Here is a 22,448-nt window from a genome sequence, read left to right as displayed (position 1 = left end):
TCCTGAACCTGCCGACGGAAGCGCCCTCGCAGCTTTATCTGACCGGCGTCGGCAATCGCAGCTACTTCGACGCGCGGACGATCTATTATCTCAGCCTCTCCGGCAACCAGTCGCAGGTGCCGGTGATCTGGCCGGTGATCGACTATGCCAACGTGATCAACCACCCGGTGCTGGGCGGCGAGGTCAGCTACAAGACCAACTTCACCAACCTCACCCGCGACAGCGCGGTGTTCGACGCCATCACCCCGGCGGCGGCCGCCACGGGCGCCTGTCTGAACGCGACCGCCGACACGGCCCAGAGCATCACCCGCCAGAATTGCCTGATGCGCGGCATGCCCGGCACCTATACGCGGGCTTCGGCTGAAGTCGACTGGCGGCGCTCGTTCACGGACCCGGCGGGTGAAATCTGGACGCAGTTTGCCAGCGTGCGGGCGGATGCCATCAACGCCGATATCTCCAACCAGCCGGGCGTTGCGAACTTCCTCCCGGTCGGCGACACCCAGGCGCTGCGGCTGATGCCGACTGTTGGCCTCGAATATCGCTATCCCTTCATCAACGTACAGCCATGGGGGTCCACCACCATCGCGCCGATCGCGCAGGTCATCATCCGTCCGAACGAATCCTATGCCGGCAAACTGCCCAACGAAGATGCGCAGAGCATGGTGTTTGACACCTCCAACCTGTTCGAGGTCGACAAGTTCTCCGGCTACGACCGCGTCGAAGGCGGTGGACGGGCCAATGCCGGCGTGCAGGCGACAACGCAGTTCGACCGCGGCGGATCGATCACCGCGGTGTTCGGCCAGTCCTATCAGCTGTTCGGGCTGAACTCCTACGCGGTTCAGGACATGACCAATACCGGCGTCGATTCAGGGCTGCAGACCCCGAGGTCGGATTACGTTGCAAGCCTCGCCTACTCGCCGAACCGCACCTACACGATCGCGACGCGGGCGCGGTTCGACCAGGCGACCGGCAATATCGAGCGCTTCGAGGCCGAAGCGGCCGCCAACTTCGATCGCTGGTCGGTCAGCGTCCTCTACGGCGACTACGCCGCGCAGCCCGACATCGGCTACCTGACCCGCCGCGAAGGCGTCCTGGTCTCAGGCTCCGTCAAGGTCGCCACCAACTGGGTCGCCACCGGCGCCGCCCGCTGGGATCTGGTCGCCAACCAGATCAACCAGTACGTCGTCGGCGCAGGCTACGTGGATGATTGCTTCGTGCTCGCGGCCAACTACGTCACCTCCTATTCCTATGCGACAACGACGTCGCCGCCCGTACTTGGCCATGCTTTCATGTTGCAGCTGGGCCTGCGCACCCTTGCCAACACGACGTCGGCACAGCAATAAGGCCGTGGCCCGGAGCAATAGGTTCCGGCCAGAGAAGGCTCGGGCGTCATTGCGGGGGTCACGCAAGCAGCGGCCGCCATCTGGGGCTGTGGTTTGCTTTGCGGAACCGAAAAGCAAGAGGCGCTGTCACACAGGGATTCCAGTTGGGGTTTAAGACTAACGACCCCTTTTAAGACTAACGACCCCTTGCAAATTTGCAGGGCGCGACATGATGTCAAAGCTGCCGCGTCCGACTTGAGTTAAATAGCGAAGATGACCATGACCGTTACATTCGTGAGAAGGCTTTCCACGCTCGTCCTGGGCGGCGGCGCGGCCCTGATTTTGATGGCCGCATCACCATCTCCCGCATGGGCGCAGCAAGTCGTCGTCATGGTCAATGGGGACCCCATCACCGAATTCGATGTCCAGCAGCGTTCCAAGCTGCTGATGCTCAGCACCCATAAACAGCCGGATCGCAAGGACGTAATCAACGAGTTGATCGACGAAAAGGTGAAGATCAGGGAAGGAAAGAAATTCGGCATCGACCCCTCGGCCAACGACGTTGATCAATCCTATGCTGCCATGAGCGGACGGATGCACCTGTCGACGGACCAACTGACGAAGTCGCTCGAGTCTCAGGGGATTCGCGTCGACACGCTCAAACAGCGCATCAGGGCCGACATGGTCTGGGGCAATCTGGTTCGCGGCCGATACAAGGAAAGCCTTCAGATCGGCGAAAAGGAAGTCGCTGCTGCAGCTCAGGAGAGCGGCGACCAAAAGCCCGATACTCAGGGCTTCGAATACAAGATGCAGCCGGTCGTGCTGGTGGTGCCGCACGGTTCCTCACAGGAGGTCATTGAGTCGCGCAAGAAGGAAGCCGAGGCTTTGCGTGCGCGCATCCAGACTTGCGTCGAAGCGAACGCGTTCTTCAAGACGATGCAGAATGCCGCGATCCGCGAAACCGTGGTCAAGACCTCGGCCGACCTGCCCCCCTCGCTCCGCGAAATCCTCGACAACACGCCGGTCGGTCACCTGACGCCACCCGAGATAACCAGGCAGGGCGTCGAAATGGTCGCGCTGTGCGCCAAAGAGCCGACCAAGGTCGACACACCGAAGAAGCGAGAAATTCGCGACAAGATGTATAACGAGAAATACGAGGCGAAGTCGAAAGCGTATTTGCGGGACGTGCGCGCCTCCGCGATGATCGAATATCCAAAACAGTGACGATCGAATATCGTTGACGCATGGCAAAGCCCCTCGCGCTGACCTCGGGCGAACCCGCAGGCATTGGACCCGACATCACACTGAAGGCGTGGCTGCGCCGTGACGAGCTCAAACTACCTTCCTTCTATTGGCTGGGTGATCCGGCTTCACTCGCGCGTCGGGCAAGGCTTCTTGGGTTGAACGTTCCGCTGACCGAGGTTCGTCCGGAACATGCGGGGCGCACGTTCGCGCAAGCTTTGCCGGTCGTTCCCATTGGTCATGCCGCAACCGCCCAACCTGGTCACCCCGACGACAGCAGCGCCGGCGCGGCCCTGGCCTCGATCCGCCAGGCGGTAGCTGACGTCACCGCCGACCGAGCGGGCGCGATCGTCACCAATCCGATTGCCAAGAACGTGCTCTACCGAGGCGGATTTCATCACCCCGGCCATACCGAATATCTGGCCGAGCTGGCCGGCACGAATGGTTCAACACCGCAGCCCGTGATGATGTTGTGGTCGCCGGCGCTCGCCGTCGTACCCGTCACTATTCATGTCTCGTTGCGTGAGGCGCTGGCGCAGCTTTCAGTCGATTTGATCGTCTCTACAGCGCGTATCGCCGTGACGGATCTGAAATCCAACTTCGGAATCACGCAGCCGCGCCTTGCGGTATCCGGTCTCAACCCGCATGCGGGCGAGGATGGCTCGCTTGGGACCGAGGAACAGACGATCGTGGCGCCCGCCGTCGACATCCTGCGCAAGGAAGGCTTTCATGCTCGTGGCCCGCTGCCGGCCGACACGATGTTCCACGAAGCGGCGCGGCAAACCTATGACTGCGCGATCTGCATGTACCACGATCAGGCGCTGATCCCGATCAAGACGCTGGCCTTCGAGGAGGCCGTCAACGTCACCCTGGGGCTGCCGTTCATCCGCACCTCGCCGGATCACGGAACGGCTTTCGATATCGCCGGAACGGGCACGGCCAATCCGGCTAGCCTGATCGCGGCCCTAAGGCTGGCGGCCAGCATGGCCGACACCAGGCCCGTGCGGCTTTGACCCTGAGGCCCTTACATTCGTAAACTCGCCGCCGTGAAATGATACGAATGCCGGAACCGGGACACCAGCCATGAGCGCGATCGACGACCTTCCGCCGCTTCGCGAGGTCATTGGCCGGTATTCGCTGTCAGCTCGCAAATCTCTCGGGCAGAACTTCCTTCTGGACCTCAACCTCACTGCCAGGATCGCGCGCGCTGCTGGCCCGCTTGAGGATACGACCGTGATCGAGATCGGGCCTGGCCCCGGCGGACTGACGCGCGCACTTCTGGCCATGGGCGCACGTCATGTGATCGCGGTCGAACGCGACGAGCGCGCTTTGCCGGCGCTTGAGGAAATTTCCGCCCGGTACCCGGGACGGCTGGAGATCGTCAGTGGCGACGCACAGCACTTCGATCCACGCCCGTGGCTTGGATCCACGCGTGCCAAGATCGTCGCCAACCTGCCTTACAACATCGCCACCGCGCTTCTGATCGATTGGCTGTCGATCGAACCATGGCCGCCCTGGTATGACATGATGGTGCTGATGTTTCAGCGCGAGGTTGCCGAGCGCATCGTGGCGCACGAGAACGATGAAGCCTACGGCCGGCTGGGCGTACTCGCCAATTGGCGCACCGAGACCAAGATCCTGTTCGACATTTCCCCCGCGGCCTTCGTGCCGCAACCGAAGGTCACTTCCTCTGTCGTACGATTGACGCCGCGCCGGGCGCCCGAAGTCTGCGACCGCCGGGCGCTGGAGCAGGTAGCGGCTGCCGCCTTCGGCCAGCGGCGCAAGATGTTGCGCCAAAGCCTGAAATCGCTGGCCGTCGATTCAGCCCGGCTGGTCGCCGCGGCACAGCTCGATGCGACCCGGCGTGCCGAAACGATCCCCGTCACCGGTTTTGTTGCCATGGCTCGGGAATTGACCCATATACGCAACACCACCTGATCTCTGCTGGAGAGACCTCATGCCGCTCATGCGTCGCCAATCCCTGGTCAAGTTTGATGCTCCGCTGTGCGAAACGGTCATCGATACACCGAAGCCGGCGGGCCGCGAGGTTCTGGTCCGGATCGAGCGCTGCGGACTTTGCCATTCCGATCTCCATATCCAGGACGGCTACGCCGATCTCGGCGGCGGAAAGAAGCTCGACACCACGCGCGGCATGACATTGCCGTTCACGCTCGGCCACGAGATCGCTGGCGTCGTCGAGGAAGTTGGTCCTGACGTTTCGAAGGGGCTGGTCGGCGCAAAGCGGGCGGTGTTTCCCTGGATCGGCTGCGGTCAGTGCCGCGAGTGCCTGGCGGGTGACGAAAATCTCTGCGCCAAGCAGCGGTTCCTCGGCGTCAGCATCGATGGTGGCTTCGCCAGCCACGTCCTGGTCCCGGACGCAAAATACCTGCTGGAATACGATCCGCTGCCGGTCAATCAGGCCGCGACGCTGATGTGTTCTGGCGTGACCGCCTATGGCGCACTGAAGCGGCTGGCCGATCGCCCGCGGCAGCGCAACCTCTTGCTGATCGGCCTCGGCGGCGTCGGCATGATGGGACTTGCGTTTGCGAAAGCGATGTTCAAGCAGCCGATCACGGTCGCAGACCTGAGCGCTGCGGCGCGCGAAACCGCACTCAAGAACGGCGCGGCTTTTGCCTACGATCCGTCGGAGCCCGAGATCAGCCGTCGCATCCTCAAGGAAACCGAGGGCGGGTTTGACGAGATCGTCGACTTTGCCGGCAATGAAAAGTCGATGGCTTTTGCGGTTTCGGTCCTGGGTCGCGGCGGCAAGATCGTGGTCTCGGGCCTCATGGGCGGCAATTTCAGCCTGCCCATGGTGCAATGGGTCTACAAGCGGATGACGATCGAAGGCTTCATGGTGGGCACGCTTGCCGAGGCGCACGAGCTGATGTCGCTGGCGCGCGCCGGCAAGATCAATGCGACCCCGATGCGGGAAGAGCCTATGGCGGACGTGCAGAAATGGATCGACGCGCTGCGTGCGGGACAGGTCGTCGGACGAATTGTGCTGAAAAATTAAGGCAGAATTTGTCCGCGCTGACCGGGTCGAAGGCATCGGGCACGAGCCCGAATTAAGCCTCACGCTGTCCGGATTTGCGGCGTATTGCGACCCAAGTTTTTGGCGAAGTTTGTCTGGTGAAAAGTACTGCGTTCACCGGAGACTAGCATGCCAAGCCGAACCGCAAGAATTGCGTCAGTCGTTTTCGTCAACATTCTCGGGGGCCTTCCGCTTTCGACGATAGCGCGCGGCGAGACGGCAGCGCCCGATACCTGTCTTTCTGCTCCCAACGGCGAAACGCCAGCGGGCAGCCATTGGCGTTATCACATCGACCACGTCAACAAACGCAATTGCTGGTATCTTCGTCTTGAGGACGGCAGCGTATCGCAGGCCGTGCCGCAAAACAGCACGACCGCGCCCTCACCGCCCGCAAAGCCGTCCGTTGCCGATGCGCGCGCCGAATTTCGTCCCCAGGACAAACCGGTAGCCAACCCGCCTGCCAGCGTCGCCGCCACCCCTGCCGGCAGCGGCGCCAGCGAGGCAACTTCTACAAACACATCGATCTGGAATGCAGCCCCGTCTGTCGCCACGCGCTGGCCGAGCGTTCCGGCGGCAAGCACCGTGCAAAACTCGGCGCCCGCCACGCCCGCTCCCGCCAACGATGTTCCGCAGCCTTCCGTCGAGCCTGCTCAAACAGCCACTCCGTCGGCCGCCCCCGCCAATTTGTCCGCGCCGGTTCAGCCGGAAACGATTCGGACCCTGGTCGCAGGCATGCTCGGCGCGCTAGCGTTCGCCGGCGCCGCCGCGCTCATCGCCAAGCGACGAGGCGTCGGTCGCCGCCTGCGCCGCCGCGTGGCGCAGGCGGCGCGAGGGCCAGTCTGGGAGACAACGGACGACGATCGCATCATCCTCTCGGAACATCCCTATCCCGATCATCGGGATTACCGCCCGCGATTTGCCCGCAGCGCAGGAGCCGCGGCCGCGTCAGGCGGCCGAAAACCAGAGTCTGTCCGGCGTGCGCCACGGTACGCCCAGAGGTGATGTCGGCTATTTCTCCAACTGCCGCTGCAAGTCGCGGACGAACGTCGTCAAGCCGGTGCGGCGTTCACGCTTGAGCCGCTCTGCCTTCAGGATCGACTGAACTTCGGCGAACGCTTCGTCGACGTCGTGATTGATGACGATGTAGTCGTATTCCGCCCAGTGACTGAGTTCATGCGTGGCGCGGCTCATGCGTGAGCGAATGACGGCATCGCTGTCCTGGGCGCGGCTGTGAAGGCGCTTCTCGAGGTCAGCGGCCGATGGCGGCAGAATGAAGACGCTCACCACATCCGCCCGGGCCCTCTCGCGCAATTGCTGCGTACCCTGCCAGTCGATGTCGAACAGGACGTCCTGCCCGGCCGACAAGGCCGCCTCGACGGGAGGGCGCGGCGTGCCGTAGCTGTTGTCGAATACGGTCGCCCATTCCAGCAATTCGTTGCGCTGGACCATTTGCTTGAAACGAGCTTGATCGACGAACAGATAATCGCGGCCGTCGACTTCGCCGGGCCGCATCGGCCGGGTCGTTGCCGATACCGACATCTTCAGGCCCGGCATCCGCTCGATCAAGAGACGCGACAGTGTCGTCTTGCCCGCGCCAGAGGGCGAGGACAGCACAAACATCAACCCGCGCCGTTCAACCGACATCGCTGTGCTCTCGATCCGCCATGCCTCACTCCAGATTCTGCACCTGTTCGCGGAATTGCTCCACCACGTTCTTCATTTCAAGGCCGGTGTTGGTCAATTCGATATCGTTCGACTTCGAGCAACAAGTATTGACCTCGCGATTGAATTCCTGCGCAAGAAAATCAAGGCGCCGGCCGACGGGCCCGCCCTTGCCAATCATCTCACGTGCCTGAGCCACGTGAGACGCGATGCGGTCGAGCTCCTCGCGAATATCGGCCTTTGCAGCAATCAGAAGCGCTTCCTGAGTGAGGCGATCGGGATCAAAGCGGTCCGATGTCTCCAGTAGCGCAGCAATCTGTTCGGCAAGACGGGCCTTGATCGCGTCCGGCTTGCGTCCCGGCGCCGCTTCCGCCTTCTTCGCCAGCTGCTCGACCTCGTCCATTCGCTGCAGCAGGATCTGGCCTAGCGCCGCCCCCTCGCGACGGCGCATGTCGAGAAGATGGGCCAGCGCCTGATCAAACGCGGCCGCTGCAGCATCCTTGGCAGCCTTATCCTCCGCCTCGTCGGTTTCCGGCTCGATCACCTCGATCACACCCTTGATGGCGAGCAAGCCGTCGACACTGGGGGCCACAGCGTCGATCCTGCTGGCGAGCGTCCCGGCGACGCGCACAATCGAGGCCAGAACGTCTTCGTTGATGCGGACCGTCGACAATGCGTTGGCGCGCTTCACGTTGAGATTGGCGTAGATCGTGCCGCGCGACAGCACCTCCCCCGCCCGCTTTTTAGCGAAGGTCTCCAGTTCGTCCCATCCGGGCGGCAGTCGAAGGCGCAGGTCGAGCCCCTTGGCGTTGACCGACTTCAGCTCCCATTCGAACGTATAAGGCCCGCTGGCACCGTGGCTGCGGGCAAAGCCGGTCATACTCGACAAGACCATCGCGTGGAATTCTCCGAAACGGAAGCTTTGGGCCAAGGATTCGCTAGTGGTCCGATTCTAACATTTGCATCGACTCTATCCGAGTGCGCGCAAGCTTAGCGCGTCCGACGCAAAAGTGGAATTTGCGGTCCTCACTTCCCGATCACCGAAGGGATCGGGAGGGGTCCACGCCCTGGACGTTACCGCTGAACAGCCGGAGCGGATGAAGAGGATTGCGACGCGCCCTGCCGGCTGCGCGGCCTCTTGGCCGGCTTTACCGGCGCGACCGGCGGCGACGGCGAATCCGCAGACGCGTTGGCCGCAGTCGGCGGGGGATCCTCGGCCGGCTCGACCGTATCGTTCTGGATCTGCTTTTCCATCGCCCTCAGCTTGGCAACGTTCTTCTGGTGTTGATCGTAGGTGTCGCTGAAGGCGTGACCTCCAGTACCATCGGCCACAAAATACAAATCGCGCGTCCTCGCGGGATTGGCGGCAGCCTCGAGCGAAGCCCGGCCCGGATTTGCAATGGGCCCGGGCGGCAAGCCGTCGATCACATAGGTGTTGTAAGGCGACGGCTGCTGAATTTCGCCCCGTTTGATCGGGCGGCCCAAGGTCCCCTTGCCGCCCACGAGCCCGTAAATAATTGTGGGATCCGACTGCAACCTTATCTTCTGCCGCAGTCGATTGACGAACACCGACGCAACCCGACTGCGCTCGTCCGCTTTGCCGGTTTCCTTTTCGATGATCGAAGCAAGCGTTACCAGCTGCTCCGGCGTCTTGATCGGAAGATCGGGGCTGCGACGTTCCCATATCTCGGCAAGTGCGCGCTTCTGGGCCTGCTGCATCCGGGCAATGACCTGCTCTCGCGGGGTGCCGCGGGGGAACTTGTAGGTCTCAGGCAGCAGCGTTCCTTCACGAGGTATTTCGCGCACTGAGCCTGAGAAAACATCGTTGTCGGAGAGGCGGGCGACGATCTGCTCGGAGGTCAGGCCTTCGGGGACGGTGATGGAATGCTGAACCACCTTGCCGTCGACAATGGTGCTGATGACGTCTCTCAGGCTGGCTCTCTTCTGGAACTGATATTCACCGGGCTTGAGCTCGGAGCGCGCCCTGAGCGCAAATACGCTACCGATAAATGCCCAGCGATTATTGTCGATGACCCCTTCGCGCTGCAAAACCTCCGCAATATCGGTCACGCCAGCGCGCGTCGGAATATTGACGATTTTGTCCTCCTGCAGGGGACCAGGCGCTTCGATCTTTTGCTTGCCGTAGATATAGGTGCCCCCGACGGCGATCATCACGAACAGAATGAAGGTGATGATCGCATTGCCCACCACGATGAACGGATTGCGGGCACGCTCCGACCGCTTTGGCGGCAGTGGAACCTGTTCGGGCTCCAGTGCGGCACGCGGACTCCTAGGCGAAATGGGCGGCCTCTCACTCATCGATGCAACCTGAGTCCTGTCGGTTCAATCGCGACCTTCGCGCGTGGCGACGGCCGTTGGTCTCGCCCAGACCTAGGAATCGTCACCGAATGCGGCGAAACGGTGAAGTTCTACGCGATCGGACGCGCGCCGGGAATTGATTCTAACATTCGCATTGCGCGCCTGCGATGGCGAATAAGCACTAATCGATCACGCGCCGCAGAATCACGGAAGCGTTTGTACCTCCGAAACCAAAAGAATTTGACAACACAACACTGATTTCGCGCCGACGCGCCGTTTTCGGCACCAGATCGATCGCAGTTTCCACCGACGGGTTGTCGAGGTTGATGGTCGGCGGCGCGATGCTATCGCGCATCGCAAGAATACTGAAAATCGCCTCGATCGCACCGGCTGCACCAAGCAAATGCCCGGTGCACGATTTGGTCGAGGACATTGATACCCTGGAAGCGGCGTTGCCGAGCAGCCGCTCCACGGCCCCGAGCTCGATTTCGTCGCCCACTTGCGTCGAGGTGCCGTGGGCGTTGATGTAGTCGAGATCGGAGGCCGTGATTCCGGCGCGCTTCAGCGCGGCACTCATGCTGCGGAAGGCGCCATCGCCGTCCGGCGACGGCGACGTGATGTGGTAAGCGTCGCCGGACAGTCCATAGCCGACCACCTCGGCGTATATCTTGGCGCCGCGCCGTTTGGCGTGCTCGTATTCCTCGAGCACCACGACGCCGGCCCCCTCTCCCATGACAAAGCCGTCGCGATCCTTATCGTAGGGGCGCGATGCCTTTTCCGGCGTTTCGTTGAAGGACGTCGACAGCGCCCGTGCGGCGCAGAAGCCGGCCATTCCGATCCGGCAAATCGGCGATTCGGTCCCGCCAGCGACCATGACATCCGCATCGCCCAGCGCAATCAGCCGGCTCGCGTCGCCAAGGGCATGCGCCCCCGTCGAACAGGCAGTGACGACGGAATGATTGGGGCCCTTGAGCCCGTGCTCGATCGACACGTATCCGGACGCGAGGTTGATCAGGCGGCCTGGTATGAAGAACGGCGACACCTTGCGCGGCCCACGCTCCTTCAGAAGGATCGAGGTGTCAGCAATGCCGGACAGACCGCCGATCCCGGAACCGATCATGGTGCCGGTGGCGCATTTGTCTTCCTCGTTTTCGGGATGCCAGTTGGCGTCGTCGAGCGCCTGCCGCGCCGCTGCCATAGCAAAGATGATGAAGTCGTCGACCTTGCGCTGGTCTTTCGGCTCCATCCACTGGTCGGCATTGAAGGTGCCATTGCTTCCGTCGCCGCGCGGCACCACACAGGCGATCTGGCTGGTCAGATCAGAGACGTCGAAGGTCTCGATCCTCCGGGCGCCGCTTTCGCCGTTCAGGATCCGCTTCCAGGTCGGCTCGATGCCACAGCCAAGCGGCGAGACGATGCCAAGGCCTGTGACGACAACCCGCCTCATCCAAATCACTCCAGCCCACGATTCGCGGTCACCGACAATGAACGGCAGGACCGCGAGTCCACGGTCCCTTCCATCCCGTCAGCTCCCGCGCGGGGGCGTCAGCTCTTCGCGTTCTTTTCCAGAAATTTAGTCGCATCGCCGACGGTCAAAATCGTCTCCGCGGCATCGTCGGGAATCTCACAACCGAATTCTTCTTCAAAGGCCATCACGAGCTCGACCGTATCGAGACTGTCGGCGCCGAGGTCGTCAATAAAGCTCGCATTGTCGACCACCTTTTCGGGTTCGACACCAAGGTGCTCGACCACGATCTTCTTAACCCGCTCGCCAATCTCACTCATCGCTCAACCTCGTGCTGTTCCATTGGATCGACCCAAGACGTACGAGCCATCGTGGTCGTGAATTTCTTCGCAATCGCGCATAGTCTTTGGGCCCGTCACGGCCGACACGGACCCGGCGCACGATGACAGGCTCCGCATCGCCAATATACAGGGTTTCCTCATCCTGCAATGGTGTTCTTTGCCCCTCACCGGCGTTCGGTTACCATACTTCCAATGCCTTGACTACAAGCCTCGGCCACCGGTCCGGGCGGCGCTTCGCCCCGTCGGGGCAGCCTGAATCAAACCGCTAAATCATGGCCATTCCGCCGTTCACATGAATGGTCTGGCCGGTCACGTAGGCGGCTTCGTTGGAGCTGAGATAGACCGCTGCGGCAGCGATGTCGTCCGGTGTACCCAGCCGCGCCGCAGGAACCTTCGTCAGGATCGCCTCACGCTGCTTCTCGTTCAACGCGTCGGTCATTGGCGTGGCAATGAAGCCCGGGGCGATACAGTTGGCCGTGACGTTGCGCCGGGCGTATTCGGCGCCGAGCGTCTTGATCAGGCCGATCAGACCGGCCTTTGAGGCTGTGTAGTTGGCCTGGCCGGGATTGCCGGTGACGCCGACCACCGACGTCACCGCGATGATGCGACCGAAGCGCTTGCGCATCATCAGCTTGGTCGCCGCACGTGCAAGACGGAAAGTCGCAGTCAGATTGACATTGATCACGTCATCCCAATCCTCGTCACGCAATTGCACAAAAAGATTGTCGCGCGTGATGCCGGCATTGGCGACGAGAATATCGACCTGACCCATGGCGGTCTCGGCGGTCGGTACGAGCGCCTCGACCTCGGCCGCATCGGAGAGATTACAGGGCAGCACATGAACCCGCTCGCTCAGCGTAGCGGCAAGCGTATCCAAAGCCTCGCGCCGCGTGCCGGAAATGGCCACCGTCGCGCCTTGACGGTGCAGGGCCTGCGCGATTGCACCACCAATGCCCCCGCTCGCGCCTGTGATGAGCGCCTTCCTGCCGGTGAGATCAAACATCTTTTCTTTCCTCAAAACTCACGATGACTGCGCCGCCGCGAGCGCATCCTTCGCCGAAACAATGTCATTCGGTCCACCAACCGAAACACCAGCCGCGCCTTCGACAATGCGTTTGACCAATCCGCTGAGCACCTTGCCCGAACCGATTTCGAAAAAGCGAGTCACCCCGTGAGCCGCCATATACGCCACCGACTCTCGCCAGCGCACCGTACCCGTGACCTGTTCGATCAGCCTGCGGCGGATCTCGTCGGGTTTGCTGATTGGAGCGGCCAATACGTTAGATACCACGGGTACGGCAGGCGGCTTGATGATAACGCCGGCGAGCGCTTCCGCCATCGCATCCGCAGCTGGCTGCATCAGCCGGCAATGAAACGGTGCGGAGACCGGCAGTAGCATCGCGCGCTTGGCACCCCTGGATTTCGCAATCTCGACCGCGCGCTCGACGGCGGCCTTGTCGCCGGAAACAACCACCTGGCCGCCGCCATTGTCGTTCGCAGCCTGGCAAACCTGTCCCTGAGCGGCTTCGTCAGCCACCGCGACCGCCGTCTCATAGTCGAGACCGAGCAAGGCGGCCATCGCCCCAGCGCCGACGGAAACGGCCTTCTGCATGGCGAGGCCGCGAGTGCGGAGCAAGCGTGCGGTATCGCTGATGGAAAGGCTGCCTGCTGCTGCCAGCGCGGAATATTCGCCCAGCGAATGCCCAGCGACATAAGCGGCGTGTTTGGCAACGGAGAAACCGGCTTCGCTTTCCAGCACTCGCATCGCGGCCAACGAGACTGCCATCAGCGCCGGCTGGGCATTTTGAGTGAGCTGCAGCGTCTCACCCGGGCCTTCCCAAATGACCGCCGTCAGCTTTTCGCCGAGCGCCACGTCGACCTCGTCGAACACCGCGCGAGCCGCAGGGAAAGCCTCGGCCAGCGCCTTGCCCATACCGACGGCTTGGGAACCCTGACCTGGAAAGGTGAATGCTGCCGTCATGCGCGTCCTCGGACATCCATTTCCTGCCGCCCCTCAACGAGAAGGCAAGGGTTATGATTATTTTTCAATATCTTGCGAGAAATTCTGGATCCAGAATGGCACAGTTGGCCGCAAATCGCGCCCGCAAGCTGCGGCCGAAAGACACCGCGGGGGCGCCCGATGTCAAGCCAGGGCGCTCGGTGCAGGTTCCGTAGCAGCTACGATCCACCGGCTTTTGCTTGCCAGCGAGCCCAAAATGCTTATAACGCGGCACATCCGTGGGTCCCGGCCGGGAGCTGAACGGACGGTCTCAGCAACTTCACCTTTTATCGGTGTTTTGATGTGGCAGGGCCAGTCGGCCCGTCGTCCCGTGCTTCCGCCTTCTTGAGCTTGATCCCGAGTCCTTTCCGAAGGGTTCGAAGGGCTTGCCGTCGGGAACCGCGCTAACACAGGAAAGGATATCCATGCCTCTTTATGAGCATGTCTTTCTCGCGCGCCAGGACGCGAGCACCCAACAGGTCGAAGAACTCACGGCCCAGATGGCCGGCATCGTCCAACAGGCGGGCGGCAAGATCACCAAGACCGAGAACTGGGGCGTGCGGTCGCTGACCTATCGCATGAGCAAGAATCGCAAGGCGCACTTCGTGCTGCTCAACATCGATGCGCCCTCGGCTGCTGTCGCTGAAATCGAGCGCCAGGAGCGGATCAGTGAAGAAGTGATCCGCTATCTCACCGTTCGCGTCGAGGAGCTTGAAGAGGGTCCATCGGCGATGATGCGCAAGACCGATCGCGACCGTGAGCGGGATGACCGTGGCGGCGGCTTCCGCGGTGACCGCGATGGCGGATTCCGCGGCGAGCGTGACGGTGGTTTCCGCGGTGATCGCGGTCCACGACGTCCGCGCGACGATGCTGAAACTACGGATCAGGAGTAGGAGCAATGGCCGAAGCCGGTGCACGCCGTCCGTTTTTCCGCCGCCGCAAGACCTGTCCGTTCACGGGTCCGAATGCGCCGAAAATCGATTTCAAGGATTCCAAGCTGCTGATGCGTTACGTCTCCGAGCGCGGCAAGATCGTGCCGAGCCGCATCACCGCGGTTTCCGCCAAGAAGCAGCGCGAACTCGCGCGCGCCATCAAGCGCGCACGTTTCCTTGGCCTGCTTCCCTACGTCATTCGCTGACGATAACTCCTCTCGATCCGCGGCAACAACGCCGCGGATCGAGTAGTTTGTTCATAAGGCTTCCGGGTCGTCCGGTTGCCGATGGTTGGGGTCGGTTGGACCTCTAACCGCTCGAAAGGAGCGGGACAGCTGATGATCGCGACCATAGCAATAGCGCTGGCGGCCGGCCTTGCGTCGGCCTTGATGTTCGCCTCGATCACATCGGGCGAGGCGATCGCGCTGCTTTTGATCAATCTGGCGCCGCTGCCGCTGATGGTGGCGGGACTGGTATGGGGTCCGCTGGGCGCGGCCATCGGCGGCATCGCTGCAACCAGCGTCATCGCATCACTGTTCGGCTTTTCCTATTGCGGCGTCTTTGCCGTGGTGAACGCGTTGCCGGCCTGGTGGCTGGCTCATCTCGTCTTGCTGGCGCGGCCGCGAACGGATGCCGCCACAACCGGGCCGGACAAGGCGCTGGAATGGTATCCGGTCGGGCGGACCCTGCTCTGGATCGTTGTATTTGCAACGATCATCACGACCGCGACGCTGCTCATCATGGGCACCGATGCGGCGTCGATCCATGCCACCATTCGCAAGGGTTGGAATGACCTCTTCGAAACGTCGGGTCTGGCGCTGAGCGATTCCACGCTTGACGCGTTGGTGGTGATCACGCCGATCGGCGCCGAAATGGCCGCGGTGGCGATGCTGACTCTCAACCTCTGGCTTGCCGCGAAGATCGCCGCAGCGTCCGGACGGCTACACCGTCCGTGGCCGGATTTGAAAAGTATGACGCTGCCGAACGTGACGGTCGCAGCCCTGTTTGCAGCGGGCGCTTGCTGTTTTTCTGGCGGCCTGCCCTCCATCCTTGCGCAGGTCGTGACCGGCGGTCTGTCGATCGCCTATGCCATGGCCGGTTTTGCCGTGCTGCACACGCTGACGCTCGCCATGAAGAGCCGCGCTCTATGGCTTGGCTGCGCCTACGCGGTGGTGGCGGGCTTTGCCTGGGCGCTATTGGCCGTCGCACTGCTTGGGATAGCCGACGCCGTCTTCGGACTCCGCGAGCGCTACTGGCGCGAGCGGCCGCCGCCGCTGCCCAATCCCGAAAACTGAAACTGCAAATCCAAAAATGGTCTGAAAGGAAAACGAAAATGGAAATCATCTTGTTGGAACGCGTGGCCAAGCTCGGCCAGATGGGCGAAGTCGTCCGCGTGAGAGACGGTTATGCCCGCAACTTTCTGCTCAAGCGTGGCAAGGCGCTGCGCGCCACCGCGGACAATCGCGCCAAGTTCGATGGCATGAAAGCTGAACTCGAGGCCAACAACATCCAGGCCAAGGGTGAAGCCGGCAAGGTCGCCGAGAAGGTCGAAGGCCGCGACATCGTTGTGATCCGCCAGGCTTCCGAATCCGGCCAGCTGTTCGGCTCGGTCACTGTGCGTGACATCGTCGAGGCACTCGCCACCGACGGCATCACCATCTCCCGGCCGCAGGTCTGGCTCGATGCACCGATCAAGACGATCGGCCAGCAGAAAGTAACGATCGCCGTGCACCCTGAAGTCGAAGCGACGATCACGGTCACGGTCGCGCGCAACGCCGACGAGGCCGCACGCATCAAGCGCGGCGAGGATATTTCGACGCGCCAGGAAGATCGGGACGCAGCCGCAGAGGCCATCGCTGCCGCCGGCGAATTCTTCGACCCGGAAGCCGTTCCGAACGAACTCGCGCCCGAGCAAAGCCCTGCGCCGGAACAACAGTAAGCACCAGACTTTACCGATACGGAAAGGCCCGGCCGATCAGCCGGGCTTTTTATTGGCCGGGCTTCCGCAAGCCGCTATTGCGAGATCGGCGGCGCCGGCGGCCCCGCTGGCCGGGGCGGCGGCGGGGCAGAAGCCGTGACGGCCTGCGGCTCGGCGGCTATAGACGCGGGCGATCGAGATGCGGCCGGCTCGGACACCGCTCCGGACGTGCCAGCAGGTGCTGAACCAGGTGCGGGTGCGGACAGAGCAGCAGGCGGCGCAGCCGTTACGGCCTGCACCGGACCATGACGCACCGCGGGCTTGTCGCCAGAGACGCTATCGGCGGGCGCCTCGGTTTTGGCCGTCTCCGATTTGGCAGGTTCGGGCTTCACCTCGTCGTGGGGTTTCATCTCGGCATCGGGCTTGGCAGCCGCGTCGCCCATCTCCTGCTTCGGCTCAACCTGGGTCTTGTCGTCCGCGCCAGACTCTGCCCTGGCCGGCTCGGTCCTGGCCGGCTCGGTCCTGGCAGGTTCGGTCCTGCCCGGCTCATTGGCCATCGAAGGCTCCTCGGCAGCTGGCAGCTTGCCCGGCTTCTTCCTCTGTTTTGCCGAAAGCCTGCGGCCGTCGGGAGTACGCTCGGTGTCCGCCTGAGCGGGTGTATCAGCGGCGGGCTTGCCCTCCTCCGGCGGCTCGGCGGGACGTGCCTGCCGCTTGCGGCCCTGCCCACCGCCTTCGGCCGGGGGCGACGCATCGTCCGGTCGCGCGGCCTCCTGGCTTGGCGCATTCCTGTTCTTGCGGCCTTGATGGTCGGCCTGATCGTTGCCGCCCTGCCCTTGTTTGTCCGCGCCCTGCCTGGCCTGCTTGTTGTCGCTGGCGCCGTTGGAGATCAGGTAGGTCGCAAGCTGCGAGGCCATGTCGCCGCTTGTCGTATAGTGCTCCCGCAGGAAACCGGACAGCGCACCTGGCGAGACGGTTTTCAGGAGACCGCGCGGCGACTTGTGGCAGGCGTTACAGGCGCCCGCAAAGAGTTGGGAAGGGCTTTTGCCCGCATCGAGATTCTGGGCGCACGCCGCCCGGCCAACGAGACAACCGATCAGAACGGTGACCGCCGCAAAGATGGGCGCTCGGCTCGACATTCCCTATTCTCCAGGCGCGGAAAACACCCCCAGTACCCATTCTCGCAGGGCACCGGCGCGCCACTTTAATAGACCATTATCCCGCGAATGGAAGCGGGCTTACGACGAAAGGAGCAAAGCCTTCGTCTCGCGAATATCTGCTTTGTATACAATGCAGTAGCGGCGGTGCTCGCATTGCTCTTATGATGCTGTCGAGACGCTACGGAGACAACTGGAACCAGATTGTTCCCAATGCGTCGGATGTGACGACCACGTTTGGTTTTTCGATCGCTTTTTCAGGTGGTTTCGATGGACCGTTTGTTGCGTTACTTCCTTCAACAGTTCATTCGCCGCGGTGCCATCACGTTCACCACCGCCGACGGAGAAAAGTTCACCTGCGGCGATGGTACCGGCCCGCACGTCTTCGTACGCTTCCGAACGGCCGACGCGGAGCGAAGGGTGCTTAGCAACCCCGAGCTCGCACTCGGCGAAATCTATACGGAAGGCAGCTTCATCGTCGAAAACGGTTCGATCGCGGACGCGCTTGCCATCCTGATGGATCAGCCGCAGGTCCTGCCCAGCTGGGCCAAGCCGCATTGGTGGTTACGCTATCTCGTCAGGCACGTTCGCCAATTCAATCTCCGCAGCCGCTCAAAGAACAACGTCGCCCGTCACTACGACCTGGACGGCCGGCTCTATTCGCTTTTTCTCGATTCCGACAAGCAATATAGCTGCGCCTATTTCGAGCATCCGGATATGACGCTGGACGATGCCCAGCTCGCCAAGAAGCGCCACGTCACGGCCAAGCTCCTGGTCCGGCCTAACGACCGGGTCCTCGATATCGGCTCCGGTTGGGGCGGCCTTGGGCTTTACCTGGCGCAGACGACCGGCGCTAACGTCACCGGCGTGACGCTATCGACAGAGCAGCTGGAGGTTTCGAACGCCCGCGCGGCGGAGAAAGATCTCGGCCAGTCGGCCAAGTTTCTGCTCGAAGACTATCGCGACATTCCCGGTCCATTTGAGCGCATCGTATCCGTCGGCATGTTCGAACATGTCGGCGTCGACTTCTATGACACTTATTTCAAACATTGTGCCGAACTGCTGACCGACGACGGCGTGATGCTGCTGCACTCGATCGGCCGTTCGGAGGGCCCCGACGCCACGAATCCCTGGATTGCAAAGTACATTTTCCCGGGCGGCTACATCCCGGCGCTGTCCGAGGTCCTGCCATCGATCGAACGGGCCGGATTGCTGGTCTGCGATATCGAGATCCTGCGGCTGCACTACGCGGAAACGTTGAAGGCCTGGCGTGAACGCTTCATGGCACGCCGCGAAGAAGCTGTTCAGCTCTACGATGAACGCTTTGCACGGATGTGGGAATTCTACCTCGCCTGTTCGGAGATGTCCTTCCGCAAGCAGAACCTGATGAATATCCAGGTTCAGCTGACCAAACGTCAGGGCGTCGTGCCGATGACGCGCGATTACATCACACACGAGGAAGCCAAGTTGCGCCGCGCCGAGCTTGGAAAGAGGCCGCGCCTCCAGATCGCCGGCGAATAAGCCACGTCGACTTCAATTCCGCAGGCTGAATCGCGAAGCATAGGCCGTTGGATAGGCTATGGCAGGTTGAGCAAGCCGGGCACGGAGCGCCAGACATTGGCGCCGGTCAACCGGCCGTCCCCGCCATTCGGGGCGGGAAAACTTTTCCATGGTCTCGATCAGCGTCGACAGCCACAAGGTTTGATCCTTCTGGGTCCGCCATGACGGAAATTGTTGGCTCATAGCCTGCTCCAGCCTGTCCGCCCCGAAAAACCGCGCCATCGACAATTCCGTCGTCGTCAGCTCGTTCCAGACAAAATTTGCCGAAGAATCCGCACCAGATGTGACCTACTTCACAAATGACTCCGGCGCGCTGCCCTAAATCTGCGAGATGGCTCGGAAAATCTCGTCATCACAGGAACGTATGCGCTCGGATATCGGGACCGATTATGCGCTTATCGCCGTGGCCGCAGGCGCCGCCGTCCTCGCGCTGATCTATCTCATCCTGCTCTGACGTCATTCTCGTGCCGTCAAATGCGCTGGCTCCTGAATAATGAGTGTTCCAGCGGCGAAAAAAGTTCACCGGGCTTGCCAGGTTTTTCGCTTTGGCTGAGTCGCCCGGATATTCATCCGGATCCCGTCAAGCGCCGCCGCGACACACCTTGTTGAATTCCCGACCGTGATTGTGTGAATCGTGCATAAGGCTGTTTGGCGCTTCCGCTTGACGCGAGAGAGGCGCTTTATCGGCACCCCTTATCCGCCTAACTTCCGCAAACACTGGATCACATGCCCTCGCTTGATTCGAACGTTCTGAAACTCGCCCCCGAGGCGGGAACTTCCGCTTTCCGCAGCGCACCTCACAATATTGAGGCAGAGCAGAGCCTTTTGGGCGCGATTCTCGTCAACAATGATGCGTTCTACCGGGTTTCGGATTTCCTTGAGCCGCGGCATTTCTTCGAGCCTATCCATCAGACCATCTTTGAGACGTCGGGCAGCCTGATTCGGATGGGCAAGGTCGCAACCCCGGTTACGCTGAAGACCTTCCTGCCAGCCGATACCGACATCGGCGGGATGACGGTCAGCCAGTACCTCGCACGGCTAGCCGCCGAGGCGACCACCATCATCAATGCGCAGGATTACGGGCGCACCATCTATGAGTTGTCGCTGCGCCGTGACCTGATTCGGATCGGCGAGGACATGGTCAATGTCGCCTTCGACGCGCCGGTGGATTTCGCGCCGCGTAACCAGATCGAGGACGCCGAACGGCGCCTCTACGAACTCGCCGAATCCGGCCGCTATGACGGCGGGTTCCAGAAATTCTCCCAGGCGCTCACGATCGCCGTCGACATGGCCGCCAAGGCCTTCCAGCGTGACGGCAAATTGTCCGGAATCGCTACCGGCCTGCGCGATCTCGATACCAAGATGGGCGGCTTGCAGGCGTCCGACCTCATCGTTTTGGCCGGACGTCCCGGCATGGGCAAGACGGCGCTCGCCACCAACATCGCCTACAATGTGGCGAAAGCGCATCGTGCCGAGGTGCAGGCCGACGGCACGCAGAAGACAGTCAATGGCGGCATCGTCGGTTTCTTCTCTTGCGAAATGTCGGCCGAGCAATTGGCCACGCGCATCATCGCCGAACGGACCGGCATTCCCTCGAGCCATATTCGCCGCGGCGGCATTACCGAAAGCGATTTCGAAAAGATCCGCGACTACTCCATCGAGTTGCAGTCGCTACCGTTTTATGTCGACGAAACCGGCGGACTTTCGATCGCCCAACTCACGGCGCGTGCGCGGCGACTGAAACGACAGCGCGGCCTTGATCTGGTTGTGGTTGACTACATTCAGCTTTTGCAAGGATCGAGCAAGCGCTCCGACAACCGTGTTCAGGAAGTCACGGAAATCACGACCAGCCTCAAGGCGCTGGCGAAAGAACTCAACGTGCCGGTGATTGCGCTGTCGCAATTGTCACGACAGGTCGAAAACCGGGACGACAAGCGTCCGCAATTGTCCGACTTGCGCGAATCCGGTTCGATCGAACAGGACGCCGACGTCGTGATGTTCGTCTATCGTGAAGAATATTATCTCGCCAACAAGGAGCCGCGCGCGGGCACCCCGGAATATGAGAAGTGGATGCTGGACATGTCGCTCGTGCATGGCAAGGCCGAGGTGATCATCGGCAAGCAGCGCCACGGTCCGACCGGCACCGTCGAACTCCAGTTCGAAGGCAGTGTAACCCGCTTCAGCGACTTGACGCCCGACCACCAGTTGCCGGACCGGACCTACTAAAGGGCAGCGCGATCGGGTTGAACGGCTGCGCCCGCGCGCTTAAAATGCGGCATGAACATCGCCTCCGATCCAAGGTCGCTGCCGGCCGATTCCATACTCTCGGCTGAAGCCAATAAGTCGGCGGCGCCGGCCGCCGTGAACGGCATTCTGACCATCGACCTCGACGCGCTGGTCGCCAATTGGCGCAAACTCGAAAAGACGGCCGTGCCGGCCGAGTGTTCAGCCGTGATCAAGGCCAACGCCTATGGTTGCGGCGTGGCACCGGTGGCGCGAGCACTTGCCAAGGCCGGGTGCAAGACCTTTTTCGTTGCAACTCCGGACGAGGCCGTCGCAGCGCGTGCAGTCCTGCCTTCCGCCGCCATCTACGTTCTCAACGGCTTGATCCAGAACAACGGCGATACCTACGCGAGGATCGACGCCAGGCCGGTGATTGGAGATCTCAACGAACTCGCCGAATGGGACGTCTTTTGCCGCCGCACTGGCTGGGCGGGCGGCGCGGCCATCCACATCGATACCGGCATGCAGCGCCTCGGCCTTACGGTCACGGAGGCACAGGGTCTCATTCCGCGGATTCACGCCGGCGATCATGGCATATCGCTTGTCATGAGCCATCTCGCCTGTGCCGAAAACCTCAATCACCCCATGAATGCCCGACAGCTCGCCGCCTTTCGCACCATTGCGAGCGAATTTTCCGGGGTGCCGGCGTCGCTCGCCAATTCGTCGGGCATCTTTCTCGGAAGCGCGTTTCAGTTCGACATGGTCCGGCCCGGTGCGGCCCTCTATGGCGTCAACCCGACGCCTGAGGCCGACAATCCGATGCTACCGGTCGTCGAGCTGAAGGCGCGCGTGGTGCAACTCCGCGATGTCGAACGCGGCGAAAGCGTCGGATATGGCGGAAACTGGACCGCCCGCCGGCCGACCCGGCTTGCCATCGTCTCTGCCGGCTATGCCGACGGCTATTTCCGCGCCGGCAGCAGCAATGACGGCACGCGCGGCGCCGAGGTGATGGTCGCCGGCAAGCGCTGCCCGGTCGCGGGACGCATTTCGATGGACCTGATGGCCGTCGACGTCACCGATCTGGAAAAGAACGCCGTACTACGCCGCGGCCATCTGGTGACGCTGATTGGCGAGGGCATCACGATCGACGAGTTGGCCCATCATTTCGGCACCATCGGTTATGAGGTCCTCACCAGCCTCGGATCGCGCTATGCCCGCACCTACAAGGGCGGGGCCGTTGACGGATAAAATCGCGGCAGCGCGGTTAGCATCGACGC

General features: G+C 62.1%; 24 protein-coding genes. 13 read left to right on the top strand and 11 right to left on the bottom strand.

All coding sequences use genetic code 11. From position 1 onward, the window contains the following. The 5 genes from M6D32_RS22170 to M6D32_RS22150 all read left to right on the top strand — a co-directional run. A partial coding sequence (locus M6D32_RS22170) for an LPS-assembly protein LptD (RefSeq protein WP_298260256.1) occupies window positions 1-1,343 on the top strand: 1,343 nt, incomplete at its 5' end. A gap of 324 nt (window positions 1,344-1,667) precedes the next feature. Beyond that, the gene (locus M6D32_RS22165) at window positions 1,668-2,546 is read left to right on the top strand and encodes a SurA N-terminal domain-containing protein (protein ID WP_298260260.1); all 879 of its coding nucleotides are present in this window, start codon (window positions 1,668-1,670) and stop codon (window positions 2,544-2,546) included. 20 nt (window positions 2,547-2,566) lie between these two features. Continuing rightward, entirely contained in the window at window positions 2,567-3,577 is a 1,011-nt protein-coding gene (gene pdxA, locus M6D32_RS22160; protein WP_298260254.1) for a 4-hydroxythreonine-4-phosphate dehydrogenase PdxA, read from the top strand. A 70-nt stretch (window positions 3,578-3,647) separates the two neighbouring features. Then, complete coding sequence (rsmA, locus tag M6D32_RS22155) at window positions 3,648-4,502, top strand: 16S rRNA (adenine(1518)-N(6)/adenine(1519)-N(6))-dimethyltransferase RsmA (RefSeq protein ID WP_298260252.1); 855 nt, start codon at window positions 3,648-3,650, stop codon at window positions 4,500-4,502. 19 nt (window positions 4,503-4,521) lie between these two features. Beyond that, entirely contained in the window at window positions 4,522-5,580 is a 1,059-nt protein-coding gene (locus tag M6D32_RS22150) for an alcohol dehydrogenase (protein WP_298260250.1), read from the top strand. 302 nt (window positions 5,581-5,882) lie between these two features. Here the strand turns inward: M6D32_RS22150 and M6D32_RS22145 are convergent, their stop codons facing one another. The 5 genes from M6D32_RS22145 to mltG all read right to left on the bottom strand — a co-directional run bounded on the left by M6D32_RS22145 (window position 5,883) and on the right by mltG (window position 9,435). Next, entirely contained in the window at window positions 5,883-6,218 is a 336-nt protein-coding gene (locus tag M6D32_RS22145) for a hypothetical protein (RefSeq protein WP_298260248.1), read from the bottom strand. A 124-nt stretch (window positions 6,219-6,342) separates the two neighbouring features. Next, a complete protein-coding gene (locus tag M6D32_RS22140; protein WP_298260246.1) occupies window positions 6,343-6,480 on the bottom strand; it encodes a hypothetical protein in 138 nt (45 codons plus the stop codon). 126 nt (window positions 6,481-6,606) lie between these two features. Next, window positions 6,607-7,242: a guanylate kinase gene (gmk, locus tag M6D32_RS22135; protein WP_298260244.1), complete on the bottom strand. Its 636-nt coding sequence runs from the start codon at window positions 7,240-7,242 to the stop codon at window positions 6,607-6,609. Between the two features lie 25 nt (window positions 7,243-7,267). Next, on the bottom strand, window positions 7,268-8,155 hold the full coding sequence (locus tag M6D32_RS22130) for a YicC/YloC family endoribonuclease (RefSeq protein ID WP_298260242.1): 888 nt from the start codon (window positions 8,153-8,155) through the stop codon (window positions 7,268-7,270). A gap of 179 nt (window positions 8,156-8,334) precedes the next feature. Next, the gene (gene mltG / locus M6D32_RS22125; protein ID WP_298260240.1) at window positions 8,335-9,435 is read right to left on the bottom strand and encodes an endolytic transglycosylase MltG; all 1,101 of its coding nucleotides are present in this window, start codon (window positions 9,433-9,435) and stop codon (window positions 8,335-8,337) included. A gap of 7 nt (window positions 9,436-9,442) precedes the next feature. Here mltG and M6D32_RS22120 point away from each other — a divergent pair, with 7 nt between their 5' ends. Then, window positions 9,443-9,592, top strand: a complete 150-nt coding sequence (locus M6D32_RS22120) for a hypothetical protein (RefSeq protein WP_298260238.1) — start codon at window positions 9,443-9,445, stop codon at window positions 9,590-9,592. A 168-nt stretch (window positions 9,593-9,760) separates the two neighbouring features. Here the strand turns inward: M6D32_RS22120 and fabF are convergent, their stop codons facing one another. From fabF to fabD, 4 genes are all read right to left on the bottom strand, one after another. Further along, window positions 9,761-11,026: a beta-ketoacyl-ACP synthase II gene (gene fabF / locus M6D32_RS22115; RefSeq protein ID WP_298260236.1), complete on the bottom strand. Its 1,266-nt coding sequence runs from the start codon at window positions 11,024-11,026 to the stop codon at window positions 9,761-9,763. Window positions 11,027-11,124: 98 nt separating this feature from the next. Then, window positions 11,125-11,364 (bottom strand): acyl carrier protein, encoded by a 240-nt coding sequence (locus tag M6D32_RS22110; protein ID WP_006610957.1) that lies wholly within the window; start codon window positions 11,362-11,364, stop codon window positions 11,125-11,127. 286 nt (window positions 11,365-11,650) lie between these two features. Next, complete coding sequence (gene fabG, locus M6D32_RS22105; protein ID WP_298260233.1) at window positions 11,651-12,388, bottom strand: 3-oxoacyl-[acyl-carrier-protein] reductase; 738 nt, start codon at window positions 12,386-12,388, stop codon at window positions 11,651-11,653. An 18-nt stretch (window positions 12,389-12,406) separates the two neighbouring features. Continuing rightward, complete coding sequence (fabD, locus tag M6D32_RS22100; RefSeq protein WP_298260231.1) at window positions 12,407-13,366, bottom strand: ACP S-malonyltransferase; 960 nt, start codon at window positions 13,364-13,366, stop codon at window positions 12,407-12,409. A 443-nt stretch (window positions 13,367-13,809) separates the two neighbouring features. Between fabD and rpsF the strand changes: the two genes are divergently transcribed. The 4 genes from rpsF to rplI all read left to right on the top strand — a co-directional run bounded on the left by rpsF (window position 13,810) and on the right by rplI (window position 16,255). After that, a complete protein-coding gene (rpsF, locus tag M6D32_RS22095) occupies window positions 13,810-14,277 on the top strand; it encodes a 30S ribosomal protein S6 (protein ID WP_298260229.1) in 468 nt (155 codons plus the stop codon). Between the two features lie 5 nt (window positions 14,278-14,282). Further along, window positions 14,283-14,522, top strand: a complete 240-nt coding sequence (gene rpsR, locus M6D32_RS22090) for a 30S ribosomal protein S18 (RefSeq protein WP_298101786.1) — start codon at window positions 14,283-14,285, stop codon at window positions 14,520-14,522. 132 nt (window positions 14,523-14,654) lie between these two features. Beyond that, the gene (locus tag M6D32_RS22085; protein WP_298260226.1) at window positions 14,655-15,611 is read left to right on the top strand and encodes a hypothetical protein; all 957 of its coding nucleotides are present in this window, start codon (window positions 14,655-14,657) and stop codon (window positions 15,609-15,611) included. Between the two features lie 38 nt (window positions 15,612-15,649). Next, complete coding sequence (rplI, locus tag M6D32_RS22080) at window positions 15,650-16,255, top strand: 50S ribosomal protein L9 (RefSeq protein WP_298260224.1); 606 nt, start codon at window positions 15,650-15,652, stop codon at window positions 16,253-16,255. Between the two features lie 74 nt (window positions 16,256-16,329). Here rplI and M6D32_RS22075 read toward each other — a convergent pair whose 3' ends face one another. Then, window positions 16,330-17,370, bottom strand: coding sequence for a hypothetical protein (locus M6D32_RS22075; protein ID WP_298260222.1), 1,041 nt, complete (start codon window positions 17,368-17,370; stop codon window positions 16,330-16,332). A gap of 288 nt (window positions 17,371-17,658) precedes the next feature. Here M6D32_RS22075 and M6D32_RS22070 point away from each other — a divergent pair, with 288 nt between their 5' ends. Further along, complete coding sequence (locus M6D32_RS22070) at window positions 17,659-18,909, top strand: cyclopropane-fatty-acyl-phospholipid synthase family protein (protein WP_298260220.1); 1,251 nt, start codon at window positions 17,659-17,661, stop codon at window positions 18,907-18,909. A 12-nt stretch (window positions 18,910-18,921) separates the two neighbouring features. On the opposite strand, the gene M6D32_RS22065 is transcribed toward M6D32_RS22070, so the two are convergent. Beyond that, window positions 18,922-19,170, bottom strand: coding sequence for a hypothetical protein (locus M6D32_RS22065; protein ID WP_298260218.1), 249 nt, complete (start codon window positions 19,168-19,170; stop codon window positions 18,922-18,924). A 504-nt stretch (window positions 19,171-19,674) separates the two neighbouring features. On the opposite strand from M6D32_RS22065, the gene M6D32_RS22060 reads away from it, so the two are divergent. Further along, window positions 19,675-21,174, top strand: coding sequence for a replicative DNA helicase (locus M6D32_RS22060; protein WP_298260216.1), 1,500 nt, complete (start codon window positions 19,675-19,677; stop codon window positions 21,172-21,174). 51 nt (window positions 21,175-21,225) lie between these two features. Further along, complete coding sequence (gene alr / locus M6D32_RS22055; protein WP_298260214.1) at window positions 21,226-22,419, top strand: alanine racemase; 1,194 nt, start codon at window positions 21,226-21,228, stop codon at window positions 22,417-22,419. Window positions 22,420-22,448 lie beyond the last annotated feature (29 nt).

Origin of the sequence: Bradyrhizobium sp. (genome assembly GCF_027307225.1) — a bacterium.
Taxonomy (GTDB): Bacteria; Pseudomonadota; Alphaproteobacteria; order Rhizobiales; family Xanthobacteraceae; genus Bradyrhizobium.
Note: the sequence above shows the minus strand (reverse complement) of the source record. Positions and strands in the feature narration are given on the sequence as shown.